General features: G+C 66.8%; 16 protein-coding genes, 1 tRNA gene and 1 pseudogene. 9 read left to right on the forward strand and 9 right to left on the reverse strand.

The window, feature by feature from the left end:
• Positions 1-92: 92 nt before the first annotated feature.
• From dxs to rpe, 6 genes are all read right to left on the reverse strand, one after another.
• On the reverse strand, positions 93-2,015 hold the full coding sequence (gene dxs / locus GRI48_RS08015) for a 1-deoxy-D-xylulose-5-phosphate synthase (protein WP_160673759.1): 1,923 nt from the start codon (positions 2,013-2,015) through the stop codon (positions 93-95).
• A gap of 58 nt (positions 2,016-2,073) precedes the next feature.
• The gene (locus GRI48_RS08020; protein WP_160673762.1) at positions 2,074-2,538 is read right to left on the reverse strand and encodes a Fur family transcriptional regulator; all 465 of its coding nucleotides are present in this window, start codon (positions 2,536-2,538) and stop codon (positions 2,074-2,076) included.
• A 36-nt stretch (positions 2,539-2,574) separates the two neighbouring features.
• Positions 2,575-3,411: a peptide-methionine (S)-S-oxide reductase MsrA gene (gene msrA, locus GRI48_RS08025; protein WP_160673766.1), complete on the reverse strand. Its 837-nt coding sequence runs from the start codon at positions 3,409-3,411 to the stop codon at positions 2,575-2,577.
• A gap of 68 nt (positions 3,412-3,479) precedes the next feature.
• Positions 3,480-5,069 (reverse strand): bifunctional phosphoribosylaminoimidazolecarboxamide formyltransferase/IMP cyclohydrolase, encoded by a 1,590-nt coding sequence (gene purH, locus GRI48_RS08030; RefSeq protein WP_160673769.1) that lies wholly within the window; start codon positions 5,067-5,069, stop codon positions 3,480-3,482.
• A 7-nt stretch (positions 5,070-5,076) separates the two neighbouring features.
• Positions 5,077-6,969 (reverse strand): heparinase II/III family protein, encoded by a 1,893-nt coding sequence (locus tag GRI48_RS08035; RefSeq protein ID WP_160673772.1) that lies wholly within the window; start codon positions 6,967-6,969, stop codon positions 5,077-5,079.
• Between the two features lie 4 nt (positions 6,970-6,973).
• A complete protein-coding gene (gene rpe, locus GRI48_RS08040; protein WP_160673775.1) occupies positions 6,974-7,675 on the reverse strand; it encodes a ribulose-phosphate 3-epimerase in 702 nt (233 codons plus the stop codon).
• Between the two features lie 150 nt (positions 7,676-7,825).
• On the opposite strand from rpe, the gene GRI48_RS08045 reads away from it, so the two are divergent.
• The 3 genes from GRI48_RS08045 to GRI48_RS08055 all read left to right on the forward strand — a co-directional run bounded on the left by GRI48_RS08045 (position 7,826) and on the right by GRI48_RS08055 (position 10,884).
• Positions 7,826-8,095, forward strand: a complete 270-nt coding sequence (locus GRI48_RS08045; protein WP_160673778.1) for a PqqD family protein — start codon at positions 7,826-7,828, stop codon at positions 8,093-8,095.
• A 218-nt stretch (positions 8,096-8,313) separates the two neighbouring features.
• Complete coding sequence (locus GRI48_RS08050) at positions 8,314-10,176, forward strand: asparagine synthase-related protein (protein ID WP_160673781.1); 1,863 nt, start codon at positions 8,314-8,316, stop codon at positions 10,174-10,176.
• 207 nt (positions 10,177-10,383) lie between these two features.
• Positions 10,384-10,884, forward strand: coding sequence for a DUF2141 domain-containing protein (locus GRI48_RS08055; RefSeq protein WP_160673784.1), 501 nt, complete (start codon positions 10,384-10,386; stop codon positions 10,882-10,884).
• 27 nt (positions 10,885-10,911) lie between these two features.
• Here GRI48_RS08055 and GRI48_RS08060 read toward each other — a convergent pair whose 3' ends face one another.
• Positions 10,912-11,820 (reverse strand): hypothetical protein, encoded by a 909-nt coding sequence (locus tag GRI48_RS08060; protein WP_160673787.1) that lies wholly within the window; start codon positions 11,818-11,820, stop codon positions 10,912-10,914.
• Positions 11,821-11,842: 22 nt separating this feature from the next.
• Positions 11,843-12,880: a diacylglycerol/lipid kinase family protein gene (locus GRI48_RS08065; RefSeq protein WP_160673790.1), complete on the reverse strand. Its 1,038-nt coding sequence runs from the start codon at positions 12,878-12,880 to the stop codon at positions 11,843-11,845.
• 73 nt (positions 12,881-12,953) lie between these two features.
• On the opposite strand from GRI48_RS08065, the gene GRI48_RS08070 reads away from it, so the two are divergent.
• Positions 12,954-14,171 (forward strand): M20 metallopeptidase family protein, encoded by a 1,218-nt coding sequence (locus GRI48_RS08070; RefSeq protein WP_160673793.1) that lies wholly within the window; start codon positions 12,954-12,956, stop codon positions 14,169-14,171.
• A gap of 34 nt (positions 14,172-14,205) precedes the next feature.
• Here the strand turns inward: GRI48_RS08070 and GRI48_RS08075 are convergent.
• Positions 14,206-14,282 (reverse strand) — tRNA-Arg (locus tag GRI48_RS08075).
• 143 nt (positions 14,283-14,425) lie between these two features.
• Here GRI48_RS08075 and GRI48_RS08080 point away from each other — a divergent pair.
• The 5 genes and pseudogenes from GRI48_RS08080 to GRI48_RS14595 all read left to right on the forward strand — a co-directional run.
• Positions 14,426-14,824, forward strand: coding sequence for a hypothetical protein (locus GRI48_RS08080; protein ID WP_160673796.1), 399 nt, complete (start codon positions 14,426-14,428; stop codon positions 14,822-14,824).
• 59 nt (positions 14,825-14,883) lie between these two features.
• Positions 14,884-15,390 carry an MmcB family DNA repair protein gene (locus tag GRI48_RS08085; RefSeq protein WP_160673799.1) on the forward strand — a complete coding sequence of 169 codons (507 nt, stop codon included), beginning with the start codon at positions 14,884-14,886 and terminating at the stop codon, positions 15,388-15,390.
• 79 nt (positions 15,391-15,469) lie between these two features.
• Positions 15,470-16,189, forward strand: coding sequence for a sterol desaturase family protein (locus GRI48_RS08090; protein WP_160673802.1), 720 nt, complete (start codon positions 15,470-15,472; stop codon positions 16,187-16,189).
• A gap of 11 nt (positions 16,190-16,200) precedes the next feature.
• Positions 16,201-16,647: a DUF2141 domain-containing protein gene (locus tag GRI48_RS08095; protein ID WP_237451765.1), complete on the forward strand. Its 447-nt coding sequence runs from the start codon at positions 16,201-16,203 to the stop codon at positions 16,645-16,647.
• A 99-nt stretch (positions 16,648-16,746) separates the two neighbouring features.
• A pseudogene (locus tag GRI48_RS14595) lies at positions 16,747-17,352 on the forward strand (PAS domain-containing protein); the annotation flags it as partial.
• Between the last annotated feature and the right edge of the window lie 155 nt (positions 17,353-17,507).

Genomic DNA, 17,507 nt, shown 5'->3' on the forward strand with positions numbered 1-17,507 from the left:
CACTTCGTCACCCCGCAGTCACGGGCCAGCTCTCGCCAGTTTTGACAGGTTTTCTCCACGCCGCGATTCTCAAGTCGCGCCGGGACAGGCGATCAAGCCCGCACTTCCTCGATGCCCGCCGAATTGTGCCGCAGCGCTTTGAGCACCGTCTCGACGATGTGCGGCGCGTTGAGGCCGGCCTCGTCATACTGCTTCGTCGGGTCGTCGTGATCCTGGAAGACGTCTGGCAGGCGCATGGTCCGCACCTTCAATCCGCCATCCGTCAATCCCTCGTCGCTGGCGAGCGTCAGTACATGCGCGCCGAGGCCGCCGATGGCACCTTCCTCGACCGTCACCACGACTTCGTGGCTGCGCATCAGCTTCTCGATCAGTGCGGTATCAAGCGGCTTGGCGAAGCGCAGATCGGCGACGGTCGTGGAAAGACCTTTGGCCTCGAGCTGGTCGGCAGCCTTCAGCGCCTCGTGCAAGCGCGTGCCGAGCGACAGGATGGCGACCTTCGAACCTTCGCGGACGACACGGCCCTTGCCGATCTCGAGCTTTTCCGGCGTTTCCGGCAAGTCCACGCCGACACCGCTGCCCCGCGGATAGCGGAAGGCGATCGGCCCGTCGTCGTATTCGGCGGCGGTGTAGGTCATGTGGACCAGTTCCGCCTCGTCGGCCGCGGCCATGACCACGAAATTCGGCAGGGTCGCGAGATAGGTGATGTCGAAGCTGCCGGCGTGGGTCGCACCGTCGGCCCCGACCAGGCCGGCACGGTCGATCGCGAAGCGGACCGGCAGGTTCTGGATCGCGACGTCGTGGACCACCTGGTCGAAGGCGCGCTGGAGGAAGGTCGAATAGATCGCGGCGAAGGGACGCATCCCTTCGGCGGCCAGGCCGGCGGCGAAGGTCACGCCGTGCTGTTCGGCAATGCCGACGTCGAAGGCACGATCCGGGTGCGCCTTGGCGAAGCGGTCGACGCCCGTGCCACTCGGCATGGCGGCGGTGATGGCGCAGATCCGGTCGTCGGTTTCGGCGAGCTTGGCCAGCGTGTCGCCGAAGACGTTCTGGTAAGCGGGCGGGCCGCCCGCGCTCTTCTTCTGTTCGCCGGTGACGACGTCGAACTTGGCAACGCCGTGATACTTGTCGGCGCTGTTCTCCGCCGGGGCATACCCCTTGCCCTTGGTCGTCACGACATGGACGAGGACCGGTCCCTGTTCGCTGTCGCGCACGTTCTCGAGCACGGGGATCAGGTGGTCGAGATTGTGCCCGTCGATCGGGCCGACGTAGTAGAAGCCGAGCTCTTCGAACAGGGTCCCGCCGGTGACCATCCCGCGCGCGTATTCTTCTGCCTTTTCGAGGCCGGAATGGACCTTGCGGCTGAGCTTCTTGGAAAGGCGCGAGGCAAGGTTGCGCAGGCCGAGATATTCGCTGCTCGAGACCATCCGCGCCAGGTAAGCCGAGAGGCCGCCGACCGGCGGCGCGATCGACATGTCGTTGTCGTTGAGGATCACGACCAAGCGATTGCCGGCCTGTTCGGCATTGTTCATCGCTTCGTAGGCCATGCCGGCGCTCATTGCGCCGTCACCGATCACCGCGATGCCCTTGCCCGGCCGCCCGCGGAGCTTGTTGGCGACCGCGAAGCCCAGCGCGGCGGAGATCGAGGTGCTCGAATGCGCGGCGCCGAACGGATCGTATTCGCTTTCGGTCCGCTTGGTGAAACCACTGAGGCCGCCGCCCTGGCGCAGGGTGCGGATGCGATCCCGGCGACCTGTGATGATCTTGTGCGGATAGGCTTGGTGGCCGACGTCCCACACCAGCCGGTCTTCCGGCGTGTTGAAGACGTAATGGATCGCCACGGTCAACTCGACCACGCCGAGCCCGGAGCCGAGATGGCCGCCCGTCGAGCCGACGGCGTCGATCATCTCGGCGCGCAGTTCGTCGGACAATTGGCGCAGCTGCGCCTGGTCGAGCTTGCGAAGGTCGTGCGGCGTGTCGACGGTGTCGAGCAGGGGCGTGTCAGGCGTATTCGTCATCGGGAACCAGCCCTAGCCCCGCCGTGCCTGCTTGTCGATGAACAGGTTGCAGTCGTGACTAGACGCAATCGGCGCATAGTCCGCGCAGTTCGACCACCGGCCTGACTTCGGAGAAACCCGCGGCATTGCCCGCCGCGCGCAGCGAGGACGTCAGCTTGTCGTCGTCGAAGTGGCTCGCCGTTCCGCAATCGTCGCAGATCAGGAAGATGCAGTCGTGGCGGCAGCCGGGGTGCGTGTTGACGAGGTAGGCGTTGGCGCTCTCGATCCGGTTGGCCAGATTGGTCCGCACGAACAGGTCGAGGATGCGATAGACGCTGTTGGGCGCGACGCGCTTGCCGCGGGCGGCGGAGAGGTTGTCGGCGATATCATAGGCCGAGGCGGGGCGATCGTGCCGCGCCAGCTCCTCGAACACGGCGGCGCGCATGCCGGTCCATTGTTCGCCTGCTTCCGTTAGCGCGACGCGCGCTTCTTCGACGAGTTGCTTGCCCGAATGTTCGTGATGCGTGTGTGCGTGGCTTGCCATGCGCCGCAATATAGCGTGCGCATGTGCGTTTCGCCACTAGTTGCGCTGGAAGTCCGCCCGATAGACACCGGGGTAAAGGCGCTTAAGGGCCGCGACCTTGGGCGCATCCCACCGCTGGATATAACCGTGGCGAGAGTTCTTCGCGGCGAAGTCCTGGTGATAGTCCTCGGCAGGATAGAAGGCCTGCGCACGGACGATATCCGTGACGATCGGCCGGTCCCATTTACCGCTCGCCTTCATCTGCGCGAGATAGGCCTTGGCGACGGCAAGCTGTTCCGCCGACATGGGCGCCAGTTCGGCATTGTAGTGCGCGCCGCGATCGGGGCCCTGGCGGTTCTTGAGCGTGGGATCGGCGATGACCGCGAAAAAGATCCGGAGCAGCTGGTCGTAACGGATGACGCTGGGGTCGTAGACGACCTTCACCGATTCGACGTGATCGGTCACGCCCGAAGAGACGAGCTTGTAATCGGCCTGGCGGGCGGTGCCGCCGTGATAGCCGGAGACCGCGCTCTTGACGCCTTTCACATGGCTGAAGACGGCTTCCACACCCCAGAAGCACCCGCCGGAAAAGATCGCGGTCTTGAGGCCGCCGGTTTCCTTCGACGTGCGCTCTGCAGCCGGTGCGTTGACGATGTTCTCGCTGGCGAAGGCGGGTTGCTGGCAAGCGGACAGCGCAAGGCCTGCAGCTGCCAGCAGCGGCAGCGCGCGGCGCGTCAGAACGGGAGGATGGCGGCGATCGCCGCGCTGATCGAACCGAAATGGGCCGAACCCGCCTGCGCGCCCACTATCGCCGCGCCAGCTGCGAAGCCAATTGCGAAATTGCGATAGAGGTCGGCGGTGAAGAGTCCCATCAGTCGGTCCGTTCTGTGTCATGTCATCGGTCCATCTAGCGAAAGATCCGTTGCCATTGTGTGAACATGCCGGTTGTCCGGGGTTAGGCATCAGTGCCGGAAATGGCGCATCCCGGTGAAGACCATCGCAAGGCCCGCCTCGTTCGCAGCCGCGATCACCTCCTGGTCGCGGATCGACCCGCCCGGCTGGATCACCGCGGTCGCGCCCGCTTCGGCTGCCGCGATCAGACCGTCGGCAAAGGGAAAGAATGCATCGGAGGCGACCGCGCTACCGACCGTGCGCGACTGGTCCCAACCGTATTTCTCCGCCGCCTCGGCCGCTTTCATCGCGGCGATCCGCGAACTGTCGCGCCGGTTCATCTGGCCCGCGCCGATCCCGGCGGTGGCCCCGTCCCTGGCATAGACGATGGCGTTCGACTTCACATGGCGCGCCACCGTCCAGGCGAACAGGCAGTCTTTCAGCTCCTGCTCGCTCGGTTCGCGCTCGGTGACGACTTTCAACTCGTCGGCAGTGATCGCGCCATTGTCGCGCGTCTGCACCAGCAGGCCGCCCGCGATGACGACCTGGGTCACGCCCGGACGGCGCGGATCGGGCAATCCATCGGTGATGAGGAGGCGCAGGTTCTTCTTGGCGGCGAAGGCGGCGCGCGCGGCCTCGTCCGCGCCCGGTGCAACGACCACCTCGGTGAAGATCTTGCAGATCGCTTCGGCCGTCGGCCCGTCGAGCGGGACATTGGTGGCGACGATCCCGCCGAATGCACTGACGCTGTCGCATTCGAGCGCCGCGTGCCAGGCATCGAGCAGGTTGTCGGCCTGGGCGACACCGCAAGGGTTGGCGTGCTTGACGATGACCACTGCAGGCTTGCCGCCGGCGAATTCCGCCGCGAGTTCGAGCGCGGCATTGGCATCGTTGTAATTGTTGTAGCTGAGTTCCTTGCCCTGCACCTGTTCGGCCTGCGGAAGGCCGGGTGAAGGTACGCGCCGCGGGACATAGAGCGCCGCCTGCTGATGCGGGTTCTCGCCGTAGCGCAGCGTCGACACCAGGTTCGAGGCCATGGCGCGCGTCTGCGGGAATGTTTCGCCCTGGTCGGCATAGGCGAACCACTGGCTGATCGCCGCATCGTAGGCAGCCGTCGCGGCGAATGCCTTGGCAGCCATGCGCTTGCGGAAATCGAGCGAGGTCGCCCCGTCCCGCTCCTCCAGCTCGCCGAGAAATGTCTCGTAGTCGGAAGGATCGGTCAGGATCGTGACATATTGGTGATTTTTGGCCGAGGAGCGAACCATGCTGGGACCGCCGATGTCGATGTTCTCGATCACCTCGTCGCGTTCTGCGCCTTTGGCGACGGTCGCTTCGAACGGATAGAGATTGACGACCACCAGGTCGATCGCGCCGATGTCGTGCGCTTCCATGGCTCGGGCGTGCTCGGGATTGTCGCGCACGGCCAGCAGGCCGCCGTGCACCGTGGGGTGAAGCGTCTTGACCCGGCCGTCCATCATCTCGGGAAAACCGGTCAGCTCGGACACGTCCTTCACCTCTAGGCCCGCATCGCGGAGCGCCTTCGCGGTACCGCCGGTCGAGACCAGTTCGACACCGCGCGCGGCGAGCGCCTTGCCCAGTTCCGCCAGCCCGCTCTTGTCCGAGACCGAAAGCAATGCCCGGCCGATTGTCACTTCGCTCACGTTATGCTTATCCCATTTTCTTGAGCAGCCAAGGGAAGTTCCCCCCGCCGCGCGATGTCATTCCCTGGATGACGAGCTGGCGGGTCTGGCGCGGGCGGCCCTGCCCATCGACCCACAGGCTGTCCTCGATTGCCAGTTCGCCATGTTCGGCAGCGCCATCGCCGCCGAGCCGGAATTGCCAGTACGACCCGTCCGGCAAGGCAAGGCCGGCGCCGCGCCCGTCGTCGGACAGGCCGATGTCGATCCCGGGCGCGAGATGGAACCGGATCGCGTAAGCGATCTTGCCGCGCTGCCCCTTCTTGCGGGCCGGCGCGAGCACGTCCTCGCCGCGCAGCTCGGTGCCGTCGTCACGCAGCATCAGGATCCGCCGGTGCGTGAGCGCATAGCGTGCGGCATAGCCATTGTGGCTGGCCTCGATGGTAATTGCCCCCGCTTCTCCGGATACCGGCTCGCGCCGCTCGACGTCCACTTCCTCGACGCCCTTGCCGAGCGCGCCGTTGATCAGCACCGCCGTCGAATTGACGTTGTCGAGCACCAGCGTCGAATGCGCTGCAGTGGCGCGAAGGCCCTGCTCGATCCGGACCGGGACCATGCCGCCAGCCCATGCGCCGCCGCCGCAATTGACGACGATCCGCTGGGTGCCGTGCGAGAACTCGAAAGCCAGGGTGGAGGCGCAGCCGTGGCGCGAATTGGTGCCGCGTGGCGGGGGCGCCGCATCGAATTGCAGGATCGCGTTACCGGCCCTGATCCGGTGGAAGCCCCACTGCCCCGTTTCGCGCAGGGCCCGCTTGCGGATCCCGCTCGCCTCGACCAGCGAGGCCAGCCGCTCGGTCGATACGGCCCCCGCGCCTTGCCAGCTGCCAAGCCCTCCATCCCCGTGCCGCAGCGCGAGCAGCGGCGGAACCAGCAGTTCCTTCATCGTGCCGAGCATCGCCGGCGGCGCTCTGCCGGTCGCCTCGTAGCAGGCGGCCAGGTCGACGAGCAGCGCGATTGCTTCCATCTGGGCGACCGGACTGCGCGAGCAATTGCCGCCATCGTCGTGGATGAAATCGCCGAGTGCGCGCACGAGCCCTGCCTCGCCGTAGAGCCGGCGCGGCTTGCCATCGGGCAGTAGCAGGCCTGCGGCGGTAATCGCGCACCACGCCGCCACCCGGGCGAAACCGTCTGGTGCCTTGTCGGCCTTGCGATCGAGCCAGTTGGCGCAGGATGTCAGCTGCTTGAGGGCGCGCCCGCGCAGCTTCCCGTCGCCGCTCGAGAACAGCAGCGGCGCGTGGACGAGCCAGCCCATGACGCGCAAGGCGGTATGCTCGATCTCCCAGGCCGGGTTCTTCGCCTGCTCGCCATTGGCGGCAAGCCAGCGGACCAGCAGGCTCTCGGCCAGCCTTGCGCATTCCTCGCGCGAGCCGGCCATCGACAGGTCGCGCAGCCAGGTGAAACCGTGCAGCATCCGCTCGACCGGCGGCGTCGAGCGCGCCGCACCGGCCATGTCGACCTGCTCGATGGGCAGCTTGAGCCCGTGGACCAGAAAATGCCCGGTGCGCAGCGCCATCCCGGCGGCGCGATCTCCGGTCAGCGGGCTCGACACGGTGGCAAGGATCCGCGGTGCCGAGGGCCGGCCGAACGGCACGGAAAGCAGGGCCGACGGCAGGCCGAGCCGGTAGGCGACGCGCGTCAGCCGGTCGCCGAGATGCGCGCGCGGCGGAGCAAGATCGGAAGGCACAAGTGCGCGAGCGGGTTCGAGCGGCTCGATCTCTTCTTCCGGCGCAGGCGGGATGGCAGTGGCGCGACGCTCGCGCCGCATCGGCTCGAGTCCGGGGATCAGCGGGATGGCGCGCGCCGCGTCCGCAGGCGATTCGAGTTCTTCCAGCTCCTCGTCGCGGCTGCTGGCGGCCATGTCCATCGCGCTACGCCGCTCCCTTCGAGGCGGCGCCTTCGCCGGCACTGCCGCCCGCCTGCTTGAGCGCGGCGATATTGGCCGCATAGCGCTCCGGCCCGCCTTTGAAGGTGGCACTGCCCGCGACCAGCACGTCAGCCCCTGCATCGATGCACAGTTTCGCCGTTTGCGCGTTCACCCCGCCATCGACCTCTAGGTGGATCGGCTTGCCGAGCTTGTCGATCGACTTGCGGATCGCCTCGATCTTGCGCAGTTGCGAATGGATGAAACTCTGCCCGCCGAAGCCCGGATTGACGCTCATCACCAGGACCAGGTCGACTTCTTCGAGCAGGTAGTCGAGCATCTTGGCCGGAGTGCCGGGATTGAGCACCACCCCCGCCTTCTTGCCGAGCGCCTTGATCGCCTGCAGCGTGCGATGGATGTGGGGCCCTGCCTCGGGATGGACGGTGATGATGTCCGCGCCCGCTTCCGCGAACTCCTCGAGATAGGGATCGACCGGCGCGATCATCAGGTGGACGTCGAAGGGCTTGTCGGTATGCGGCCGCAGCGCCTTCACCACCGCCGGACCGATGGTGATGTTGGGGACGTAATGGCCGTCCATCACGTCCACGTGGATCCAGTCGGCTCCTGCCGCATCGATAGCGCGAATCTCCTCGCCCAGCCGGGCAAAATCGGCCGAGAGGATCGAGGGCGAAATGAGCGGTGCGGACATGGGTGCCGATCGTGCGAGGGTGCCTGCCTTCCCGGTTACGCGGGGCAGGGGGCGCTCTCAAGCGAGGACGCCGCCTTTTCCACACCGCACGGGCGCGAATTGCGCCGGGCAGAGCTTCAAATCGCCCGAACCGACCGCTAGGCAGCGGCGATGGCCACTCCGCGCAAGCTCACCGACAATTTCGTCGCCACGACCGTCGACGACGAGATCGTTATCGTGGACATGGCTGGGGGCGAGCTGTTTTCGCTCAAGGGCACGGCACGCGCGGTCTGGGAAGCGATCGACGGCGATACACCGGTCGATGCCATCGCGCAGGCGATGGCGGCGCGCTACGACGTGACGCCCGACGAAGCGGGAGCGGATATCGCAGCGCTGGTCGGCGAACTCGAGGCCGCGGGACTGGTCGCCGGGCGGTCCTGAGTGAACGAGCCTTTGCAGATCGCTCGAGAATCCGTATGGTGCGGGTTCGGAAGTCGCCAATGTACGAAAAACCCAGCCCCAAGCGCCCCGAGCGCGCGCCCTGGCGCAGGCCCCGCCTCGAGCGGCTGGGCGCTATCCGCGACATCGCCGGACCTCCGATTCCCTTCCTGCAAGCGGCCGGCAACAAGCATTCCTGAGCCTGCGCGCGTCGCATTGCGATGATTGCCGCGCTTCACGGAGGGCCGTTTCCCGACGGAGCCCGGAAAGCAGTCGCACGTGCCCTGACGCTGGGCCGGGGGGCGGCGCGAGACAGCTCGGGCGCACTCACCGATTTCCAGTGGCTTGGCCCGGCCGGACAGCATTTCGGCCGGTTTGGCCCGGTCTGCGCACTGGTGCAGGGATGGATCGACAATGCCGGTGACCTTGCCGGCCAACTCGAACTCGCCGATGCGCATCCCGCCCGGGTCTATGCCGCGGCGCTGGTCCGCTGGGGGGATGACGCTGACCGCCACGTGGTCGGCAACTATGCCGCCATCGCCGAACTCGCCGACGGAAGCCTGCGCCTCGCCCGCTCGCCATGGGACGCGCCGCCGCTCTACCACCACCACGCAGCCGGCAGCACGGTCGTCTCGCCGCTCTTGCGCGCGATCTTTGCCGCAGGGGTGCCGCGCCGGCTGGACTACGACCGGGTCATCGACGAACTCGCCTACGTTTGGCGCGACGGCGAGGAGCGCGGCTGGTACCACGATGTTCTGCAAGTCCCGCTCGGCTGCGCGATAACGTACGGATCATCGGGGCGCAGGCTGGACAGATGGTATTCGGTCGACGAGCTTCCGCAGGTCCGGTTCGCCGATGATCCGGACTACGTCGAGGCGGCGACCGCCCTGCTCGACGAGGCGGCCCGTAAGGCACTGGCAACATGCCGCCGCCCTGCCATCGCGCTGTCCGGCGGGCTCGATTCTCCGCTCGCTGCGGCCGCGCTGACACAGGCCATGCCCGAACCGCAGCGGCTGACCGCCGTCACCTTTGCGCCGCATCCCGATTGGGACGGCATCGCGCCGCCGGGCACGATCGGCGACGAAACCGAAGTCGCCCGCGCTTTCGCGGAACACAACGGGCAGATCGAGCTGCACGAGGCCGACCCGCAGCAGGGCGGCTTCGACTTTCGCGCCGACGAGATGTTTCGCGCGATGCAGGTCTACGCCCCCGGACTGGCCAACGTGGGCATGATGCACGGTGTCTGGGCGAAGGCGGCCGAGCTGGGATGCGACATGCTGTTCACCGCCGACCTGGGCAACCAGACCGTGAGCGATGCGGGCCGCTGGGCCTATGTCGAATACGCGCGGCGCGGCAAATGGGGCGAACTTGGCAAGCTGCTCGATGCGCGCGCGGGCGACAGCCGCAGCATGGCACGCAAGATCGCCGCGCTCAGCATCCTGTCGCAACTTCCGGCGGCGGCACGGCGGATGCTGCGCGGCGTGGTCCACCCCGAAAGGCGCGACATGACCGCCTTGTTCACGCTGTTGTCGGCCCGTGCGCGACGAGAGAGGCGCGGCGCCTGGAACGACGTGACCCTTGGCCGAAGCCGTAGGGAGGTGATTCGCAATGCCGCGCTGCAGGCAAACGGGCCCGCTGCCGACGTCCACCTCGCCTTCGAGCAGCTTTACGGGCTGCGCCGCCGTGACGTCATGGCCTATCGACCGCTCGTGGAGTTCTGTCTCGGCCTGCCGACCGAACAATTCGCGAGCCAGGGCGTCGAGCGCCGCCTTGCACGGCGGATGGGCAAGGGCCGGTTGCCCGAGGCACATCGCCTCGCAGCGGCCACGGGCCAGCACAACGTCGACTGGCATGCCCGCCTGACGCCTCGGCGCGAGGAATTGCTGGCCTATACCGACGCGCTCGCCGGTCACCCGTGGCTGTCCGAAACGATCGACCTGTCCCGGATGCGCGACCTGCTCGAACGATGGCCCGATACGTCGGACTTTTCGTGGGACGAGGGCATGTCGCGCGCCATGGCCCTGCCGCGGATCGTCCTCGCCGCGAGATTCATCGCCATTGCCGAGGGGCGCAACGATCTGTGAGCTGCGCTCGGGCAGCGATCCGCGCTCGCCACGCCCTTTGAAGGTGAACGGCGAAGGCTTACGCAATTAAGCCACAATTCAGCGGCAACGGGCCATTATTGGTGCACATTGGGGGCCGATCGGCGCGCGCGTCGCGCCGGATTTCCCCTTGCGATTTCCGCGAAAGGCACAATTTGCGTGCCGGAAAGAACACGTTCCACGATGAACATGACGACAAAACTCTCGACCGTTATCTCCGCCGCGGCGGCGACCGCCATGGTGTTCGCGATTCCGACTGCGGCCCAGGCCCAGTACCGGCAGACCATCTCGAACAATCCGGCCAAGTGCCAGTCGGGCGGCGGCAAGCCGGCCGTCTGGATCACGATCAACAACGTCTCGGCATCGCGCGGCACACTGCGCGTGCAAAGCTACCGCGGCACGTCGGCGGACTGGCTCAAGAAAGGGCGCTGGCTCAGCCGCATCGAACTGCCGGCCAGGGCCGGGCAGATGAACGTGTGCATGCCCGTGCCCGAAGCCGGGACCTATGCGATCGCGATTCGCCACGACCTCAATGGGAACGGTGATACCGACCTCAGGGAAGACGGCGGCGGCATGTCGAACAACCCGTCGATTAACATCTTCAATCTCGGCAAGCCGAGCCATACGAAGACTGCCTTCAGCGTCGGCAACGGGGTCAAGTCGATCACGATCAACATGCGGTACTGGTAACCGCACGCGAGGTGCGGGGCACTGCGATCAGCCGCCCCGTTTCGCTTTCCATAATTCCCACAGGACGCCCGGCGCGGCCAGCAGCGGGTATTTCTCGCGGAAGGGAGTGACTTCGAGCGCGACGCCCGTGTGGCGCTCGATCTTCCAGGCCGCATAGCGCGAGGCGCCGTCGAATGTCGTACTCGCCTTGGCGAGGCGCACGAGGTTGAGCGGCTTGCCTAGCCGCCTTCGGCTTGCCCACCAGTCGCGCACACGCGCCTTCTGCGGCTCGGGCATGTGCGGAATGATGATCTCGCCGCTATCGGTGCCGCCCGCACGCTCGAACGCGATGCCCTGCGCGGCAAGCGCCAGCGGCAGCAAGCCGTCGAAGTGCGCCGCATTGACCGACAGGATCGAATCCTCGCGTCCGGGCTTCTCGACCCGGAACTCGGCTTGGTAGGTCGCGCGAAACAGCGCGCGCCAGAAGTCTTCGGCCGTTCCCTTTTCCGGGCCCAGTGCCACGGCCAGCCGCGCCGCCGTCTGCGCCGCTGCACCGATCGCATCGCGCACGGCATCCTCGCTGGCCGCCTCGCGGCTCCAGACCAGCGCCGAAGGCTGGACGAAACGGGCCCAGATGGTCGTATCGCGCAGCTCGCCGCGCGCGGCCTCGGCAAAGGTCTCCATCGCCATCGTCGCGACCTTCGCGCGCAGCGTCTCGCCCTCGTAATCCCACTCGTGATAGCTGACCCTCGGCCAGATCCTCTCGCGCTGCGGGCCAGGCAGCAGGATGTAGAAGTCGAGCACGCCTTCGCGCGATCCGGTTCGCAGGTTCGAACCGTAGAAAAGCACGGCCAGCGCATCGCTGCCCTGCGCGAGCCTGGCGGCAAAGGCGCGTGCGGCAGGGTCCACATCGCGCGCAAGCTGCGCCTCCACGCGTTCGGCCAGCGCCTCGCTCACGAGGTTCGCTCCACGCAACCGCTCACGGAACGACGAAGGTCAGCGGTGCGCCTTGCGCGACCCGGTAATGGCCGGGAGGAAAGGCCTCGCCATCGAGGATGAACTGGTCTTCCAGGTCGACTTCGAACGCCTCGACCGCGCAGCGATGCAGCCCGGCCTTCTCGAGCCAGTCGGGCAGATAGCCCGCGATCACCGCCGGCAGCACCGCCATGATCCGCCTGCGCGGATGGTCGAGGATCGCGATCTTGAGCGCGCCGTCCAGCCCGTCGAACAGCTTGATCCCCATCGGGAGGCGGTGGAGGGTGGACGCAAGCAGTATCGCGCGCCTGCCAGGTTCGCCGAACGGGCTGCGCGGCATCGGCCTGCCATCCGGCAGCAGCCGCATGTCCATCGCCACGCCGCGTCGCCAGGCGTTGCGGTCGCTCCCGAAGAACGTCTGCAACATGCCCCACAGCGCCGTCACGCCGACCGCGAGGCTGTCGAAAGCGCCCAGCCGATGCGCGTCCTGTCCGGCCTTTACCGCGATGGTGAACGCGCCTGCACCGAAGAAGAAGCCGCGGACGCTGCCCGATCCATCGGCGAGGCCGCTGATCTCGAGCGGGCGGCGCTCGATCCGCTTGCCCGTGGCGAAGGCATCGACCGCCTCGCTCAGCGACCAGCCGGCCGGCGCGCCGAGATCGACATTGAGCGCATTGGTCTTGCCCTTGGGCAGAACCGCGATCTCGGGCCAGTCGTCGCCGAACACCGTCTGGCCTGCGCTCAGCACGTCGCGCACCGTGCCGTCTCCGCCGTTGATGACCAGGTAGTCGATACCGTCGCGCGCGAATTGCAGCAGCGTCTCCGCGATCCGCTCGCGCCCGTGCGGCAGCCGCACCGTTACGTTGGGCAGGTTGGCGGCGACCAGGTCCTGCCCCTTGTTGCGATGGCTGCGCGGATTGTAGATCACGCCCACTCGGGGCGGCTCCCCAGGCGCGGAGCGTTTGCGCCGCACGGGGGCATCGGGGGCCGTATGGGCCACCCCGCCGTGCAGATCGCCGAACTGATGGATGCGCTCGCTCATACGAGGGCGTGCCTTAGCCGCGCCTCCTCAACTCCGGCTAGGATTTTCTGGCGGTTGAGGTAACCTGTGCGCCATGCTCACAACCGACCTGCTCGATGCCGCACAGGGCGAATCCGCGACGATCGTCGCGCTGCGCCGCGCAATCCACCGTGAACCCGAACTCGGTCTCCAGACGCCCATGACGCTGGCCAAGGTGCGCGATGCGCTCGCCGACCTGCCGCTGACATGGAAAACCGGCGGCAAGACGACCGGCGCGGTGGCCACCCTCAAGGGCGGAAAACCCGGCGCCACCGGTCACGGCCGGGTGCTGCTGCGCGGCGACATGGACGCTTTGCCCATGGAAGAGCGGACCGGGCTCGATTTCGCCTCGACCATTCCCGGGCGGATGCACGCCTGCGGTCACGATACGCATACCGCCATGCTGGTCGGCGCGGCGCGGATCCTGGCAGCGCGGGCAGGCGATCTGGCGGGCGAGGTGCAATTCATGTTCCAGCCCGGCGAGGAAGGCTATCACGGCGCGCGCCACATGCTCGACGACGGGCTGATCGACCCGCTGCCCGATGCCGCCTTCGCGCTGCATATCATGCCCAACTCGCCTTATGGCCGCATCGCCGGACGCGCGGGGCCGCTGATGGCGGCGGCCGACCAGTTCACGATCACCGTCAAGGGCGCGGGCGGCCATGCCTCGATGCCGCACGACACGCGCGATCCGCTGCCCGGCTCCGCCGCGATCGTCACGGCGCTTCAGACGATGGTCACGCGCCGGTTCAGCGCCGCTTCGCCCGTGATCGTCACCGTCACCCAGTTCCATGTCGGAACGGCCCATAACGTCATCGCCGACGAGGCGGTTCTGGGCGGCACGATGCGCACCCTGTCCGCATCGCACCGGGCGAAGGTTCATCAGCTGCTGCGCGAAACCGCGGTGCTGACAGCCCAGGCGCACGGGCTGGAAGCCGAGGTGGAGATCACCCCCGGTTTCCCGGTGACCGTGTGCGACGGGCGCGCCGTGGTGCTGGGCGAGCGCATCTCGGGCGAGCTGTTCGGCGAGGAAGCCTGGCACGCGCTCGCGGACCCGATCATGGGAGCGGAAGACTTTTCCTACCTGCTCGAGAAAGTGTCCGGCGCGATGTTCTTCCTGGGCGTCGCGGCAGATGGCGAAGACTGGAAGAGCTGCTGCGCGATCCATTCGCCGCGGATGACGGTCGACGAAGGCGCGCTGCCCAAAGGCACGGCGATGCTGGCCGGTTGTGCGGTGGAGTTCCTCGAGAACGGATTTTCGACGCCGGGCTAGTACCGTGAGGGGCTTGGCCGCTTCGACTAAAGACTGGCGCACCCGACAGGATTCGAACCTGTGACCTCTGCCTTCGGAGGGCAGCGCTCTATCCAGCTGAGCTACGGGTGCATTTCGCCGTGCGAGGCCGGTGCGCTTAGCAAAGCCCCTGTGCGGCGCAAACCCCATATCGCGCGAAAGCCCATTTATGCGCTCGCATCAGGGTGCCGGTTAGCGATTTGGCAACCCGATCAGCCGTATTCCTGCGACTCGTCATGAGCGTTCCGTTTCATCATTTCGACATCGAGAGTGAAGTCGCCCCGCCTGCCGAGCTCGATCTCGAGCTGCCGCTGACGCACGACTTCGCGCGCAAGTGGGACGCGCTGCACCGGGATGCAGCCAGGATCGCCGCATTCGCCCAGTTCGCGAACGAGAAGTCCGATCCGCGCATCCGCGATTTTCCCCAGCGCGCAGCAGAGGCGCTGGCATGGAACCGCGCGCTGGCGGCCCGGTCGCTCGACGATCTCGCCGCCGTGCTGACCCCCGGCCTGCTCGCCCTGCGCCTGATCGAGGCGGAGGGACGCGATCCGACCGCTGCCGCGGTCAACCTGTGGCGGGAATTCCACCGGGCGCGCAGCGCCCTGCTCGACCTGGTCGAGGTCCGCGCCGCCTGAGCCAGCCGGCCGACGCCTGGCCGCTTGACCAGGTTCCCTTTCTGTTCCTATCAAGCGCCATGGCTGCCGCGCTTGATTCGCTTTCCGATACCGCTTCGTGCCCGCTTCCCGCCGATGCCGCAGGCGTGGCGCGCGGCATCATGCGCCTGTTCGCGCGCAACAACATCTGGTGCCTGCCCGAGATGCCGCTGCGCGGCGGGCGGCGCGCAGACCTGATGGGGATCGATGCCAAGGGGCAGGTCATCATCGTCGAGATCAAGGTGCAGCGCGGCGACCTGCTGGGCGACGGCAAATGGCCCGATTACCTCGATCATTGCGACCGGTTCTACTGGGGCGTGCCGCCAGGGCTCGATCGCAGCCCGCTCGAAGGGCTCGATTACAAGCCCGATTGCTGCGGCATCATCGTCGCCGATGCCTATGACGCTGAAATCATCCGCCCCGCCCCCTCGCACCCGCTCAACGCGGCGCGGCGCAAGAAGGAAATCGAGATGCTGGCGCGCGCCTCGATGCGGCGCTTGACGGTGGGCGTCGATCCCGATTGCGTGCCGTGGGGCCAAGGCGAGTAGCATCGTCCGGCAAGGCCCGGCGCCGGCCGACCACGACAAGGCACTCGTCGCCGCGCTCCTGCCGCGCTAGAAGGACGACATGGTCGCCGCGATCCTCCTGTCCGCTCTCGCCATGACCGCGATCGTCGCGGTCCGCTATCTGGCGACCAGCGGCTTTTTCGCCTGGCTCACCGACCGGACGAGACCGGGTCATCACGATGCGCTCAAGCCGCAGATCCGCAAGGAAATCGCCTGGTCGCTCGCCTCCGCAGCGATCTACGGCATCCCGGCGGGAATCGTCGCCTGGGGCTGGCAGGAGCGTGGCTGGACGAAGATCTACACCGGCTGGAGCGACTATCCGCTGTGGTATCTGCCGGTCGCGCCGCTGCTCTACCTGCTCGCGCACGATACCTGGTTCTACTGGACGCACCGGTGGATGCACGTGCCGCGGCTGTTCCGCACCATGCACGCCGTCCACCATGCCAGCCGCCCGCCGACCGCCTGGGCGGCGATGAGCTTTCATCCGTGGGAAGCGATCACCGGGGCGATCGTCATTCCCGCGCTCGTCTTTCTCATCCCGATCCATGTCGCGATGCTGGGAACCGTGCTATTGGTGATGACCGTGATGGGGGTCACCAACCACATGGGGTGGGAGATGTTTCCGCGCCGGCTGGTTCACTCGGCGTTAGGGGGCTGGCTGATAACCGCGAGCCATCACCAGCGGCATCACGAAGAATACCGCTGCAATTACGGGTTGTATTTCAGGCATTGGGACAAGTTATGCGGGACGGATCGGGGACTTTCGCGAAGCTGGGATTGACAGGGCTGGCCATGGCACTGGCGACGGGCGGGTTGCCTGCCAACGCCGGTGAAGGATCGGGCGCGCCCGCTACCCGGGCGACGGGCGGCGACGTATCGATCACCGTCACCGAAATGCGCAACGCCAAGGGCACGGTCCTGGCCTGCATGACATCGGACCCGGAGCGGTTTCCGAAGTGCCGCGGCGATGCCGATGCCTACATGGTCAAGGTTCCGGCGGGCAAGGCCGCGCACCTCACATTCAAGGACGTGAAGCCGGGCCGCTATGCGATCGCGCTGCTCCATGACGAGAACGGCAACGGCAAGGCCGACCGCGCCCTGGGCATGATGCCCAAGGAAGGGTTCGGCTTTTCGCGCGATGCACCGGTCAAGATGGCCCCGCCCAAGTTCGGCGATGCCGCCTTCGACTACAGCGGCAAGTCGACCAGCCTGACGATCAGGATGCGCTACATGCTGTGAAGCGTTTGGCCGCGCTTCCCGCGATAATCTTTAATCATATGTTTACCATGCTGCTCCAGAACGGACCTCGACCAATGCTCAACGGGGGCTTTCGAGGCGATGGACACTCTGCGCGGACAATTCGATCCGGCTGATTTCAGCGAGGAATTGCAGGATTACGACCTTGCCGAGGACGAAGGTGCGCCCGAGCCGCCGCCATCGCCGATTGGCCAGGACGAGCGCCGCATGCAGGTGCGCGCCTATAACCACTGGGCAGGGCTGCTGGGCGACCGCGCTTTCCCTTCTATCGAGGACCTGGAACCCGAAACGCTCGACGATTTCGGTCCCTATTCGGTGCTGCTCGACTTCTCGAACGGCATCGAGGACCCGCATGTCCGGTTCGTCGGCACCGAGCTTGCCGGTGAATGCGACATCGTGGAAGGGATCGAGCAGCTCTCGGACGTACCGAGCCGCTCGCTGCTCAGCCGCATCACCGATCACTACATGCAGATCCTCGCCAACCAGGCGCCGATCGGCTTCGAAGCCGAGTTCCTGAACCAGCGCGAGCGCACGATCCTCTATCGCGGGATCCTGCTGCCCTATTCGAGCGACAACGACACGATCGATTTCATTTTCGGCGTGATCAATTGGAAGGAAGTCGCCGACCAGCAGACCACCGACGAACTGCTGCTCGAGATCGATCAGGCGCTCGAAGGCGCACCCGCGCCGGTTGGCGCTTCCGATAATGACGACAACGTCCTCGACCTGTCGAGCTACGGCAACCGCGAGCCGGAGACGCAGGAAGATGATGCCGGTGTCCTCGAGCCGCGCCTGACGCGCCCGAGCTTCGCCTCGCTGCTGACGCCGGAAGGTTTCGACGA

This window comes from Qipengyuania oceanensis, assembly GCF_009827535.1.
Lineage (GTDB): Bacteria > Pseudomonadota > Alphaproteobacteria > Sphingomonadales > Sphingomonadaceae > Qipengyuania_C > Qipengyuania_C oceanensis.

Coding starts and splice junctions, on each gene's coding strand:
- dxs (WP_160673759.1), bottom strand. CDS start 2,015: ATGACGAATACGCCTGACACGCCCCTGCTCGACACCGTCGACACGCCG.
- GRI48_RS08020 (WP_160673762.1), bottom strand. CDS start 2,538: ATGGCAAGCCACGCACACACGCATCACGAACATTCGGGCAAGCAACTC.
- msrA (WP_160673766.1), bottom strand. CDS start 3,411: ATGACACAGAACGGACCGACTGATGGGACTCTTCACCGCCGACCTCTA.
- GRI48_RS08035 (WP_160673772.1), bottom strand. CDS start 6,969: ATGGACATGGCCGCCAGCAGCCGCGACGAGGAGCTGGAAGAACTCGAA.
- rpe (WP_160673775.1), bottom strand. CDS start 7,675: ATGTCCGCACCGCTCATTTCGCCCTCGATCCTCTCGGCCGATTTTGCC.
- GRI48_RS08045 (WP_160673778.1), top strand. CDS start 7,826: ATGGCCACTCCGCGCAAGCTCACCGACAATTTCGTCGCCACGACCGTC.
- GRI48_RS08050 (WP_160673781.1), top strand. CDS start 8,314: ATGATTGCCGCGCTTCACGGAGGGCCGTTTCCCGACGGAGCCCGGAAA.
- GRI48_RS08055 (WP_160673784.1), top strand. CDS start 10,384: ATGACGACAAAACTCTCGACCGTTATCTCCGCCGCGGCGGCGACCGCC.
- GRI48_RS08065 (WP_160673790.1), bottom strand. CDS start 12,880: ATGAGCGAGCGCATCCATCAGTTCGGCGATCTGCACGGCGGGGTGGCC.
- GRI48_RS08070 (WP_160673793.1), top strand. CDS start 12,954: ATGCTCACAACCGACCTGCTCGATGCCGCACAGGGCGAATCCGCGACG.
- GRI48_RS08080 (WP_160673796.1), top strand. CDS start 14,426: ATGAGCGTTCCGTTTCATCATTTCGACATCGAGAGTGAAGTCGCCCCG.
- GRI48_RS08085 (WP_160673799.1), top strand. CDS start 14,884: ATGGCTGCCGCGCTTGATTCGCTTTCCGATACCGCTTCGTGCCCGCTT.
- GRI48_RS08090 (WP_160673802.1), top strand. CDS start 15,470: ATGGTCGCCGCGATCCTCCTGTCCGCTCTCGCCATGACCGCGATCGTC.
- GRI48_RS08095 (WP_237451765.1), top strand. CDS start 16,201: ATGGCACTGGCGACGGGCGGGTTGCCTGCCAACGCCGGTGAAGGATCG.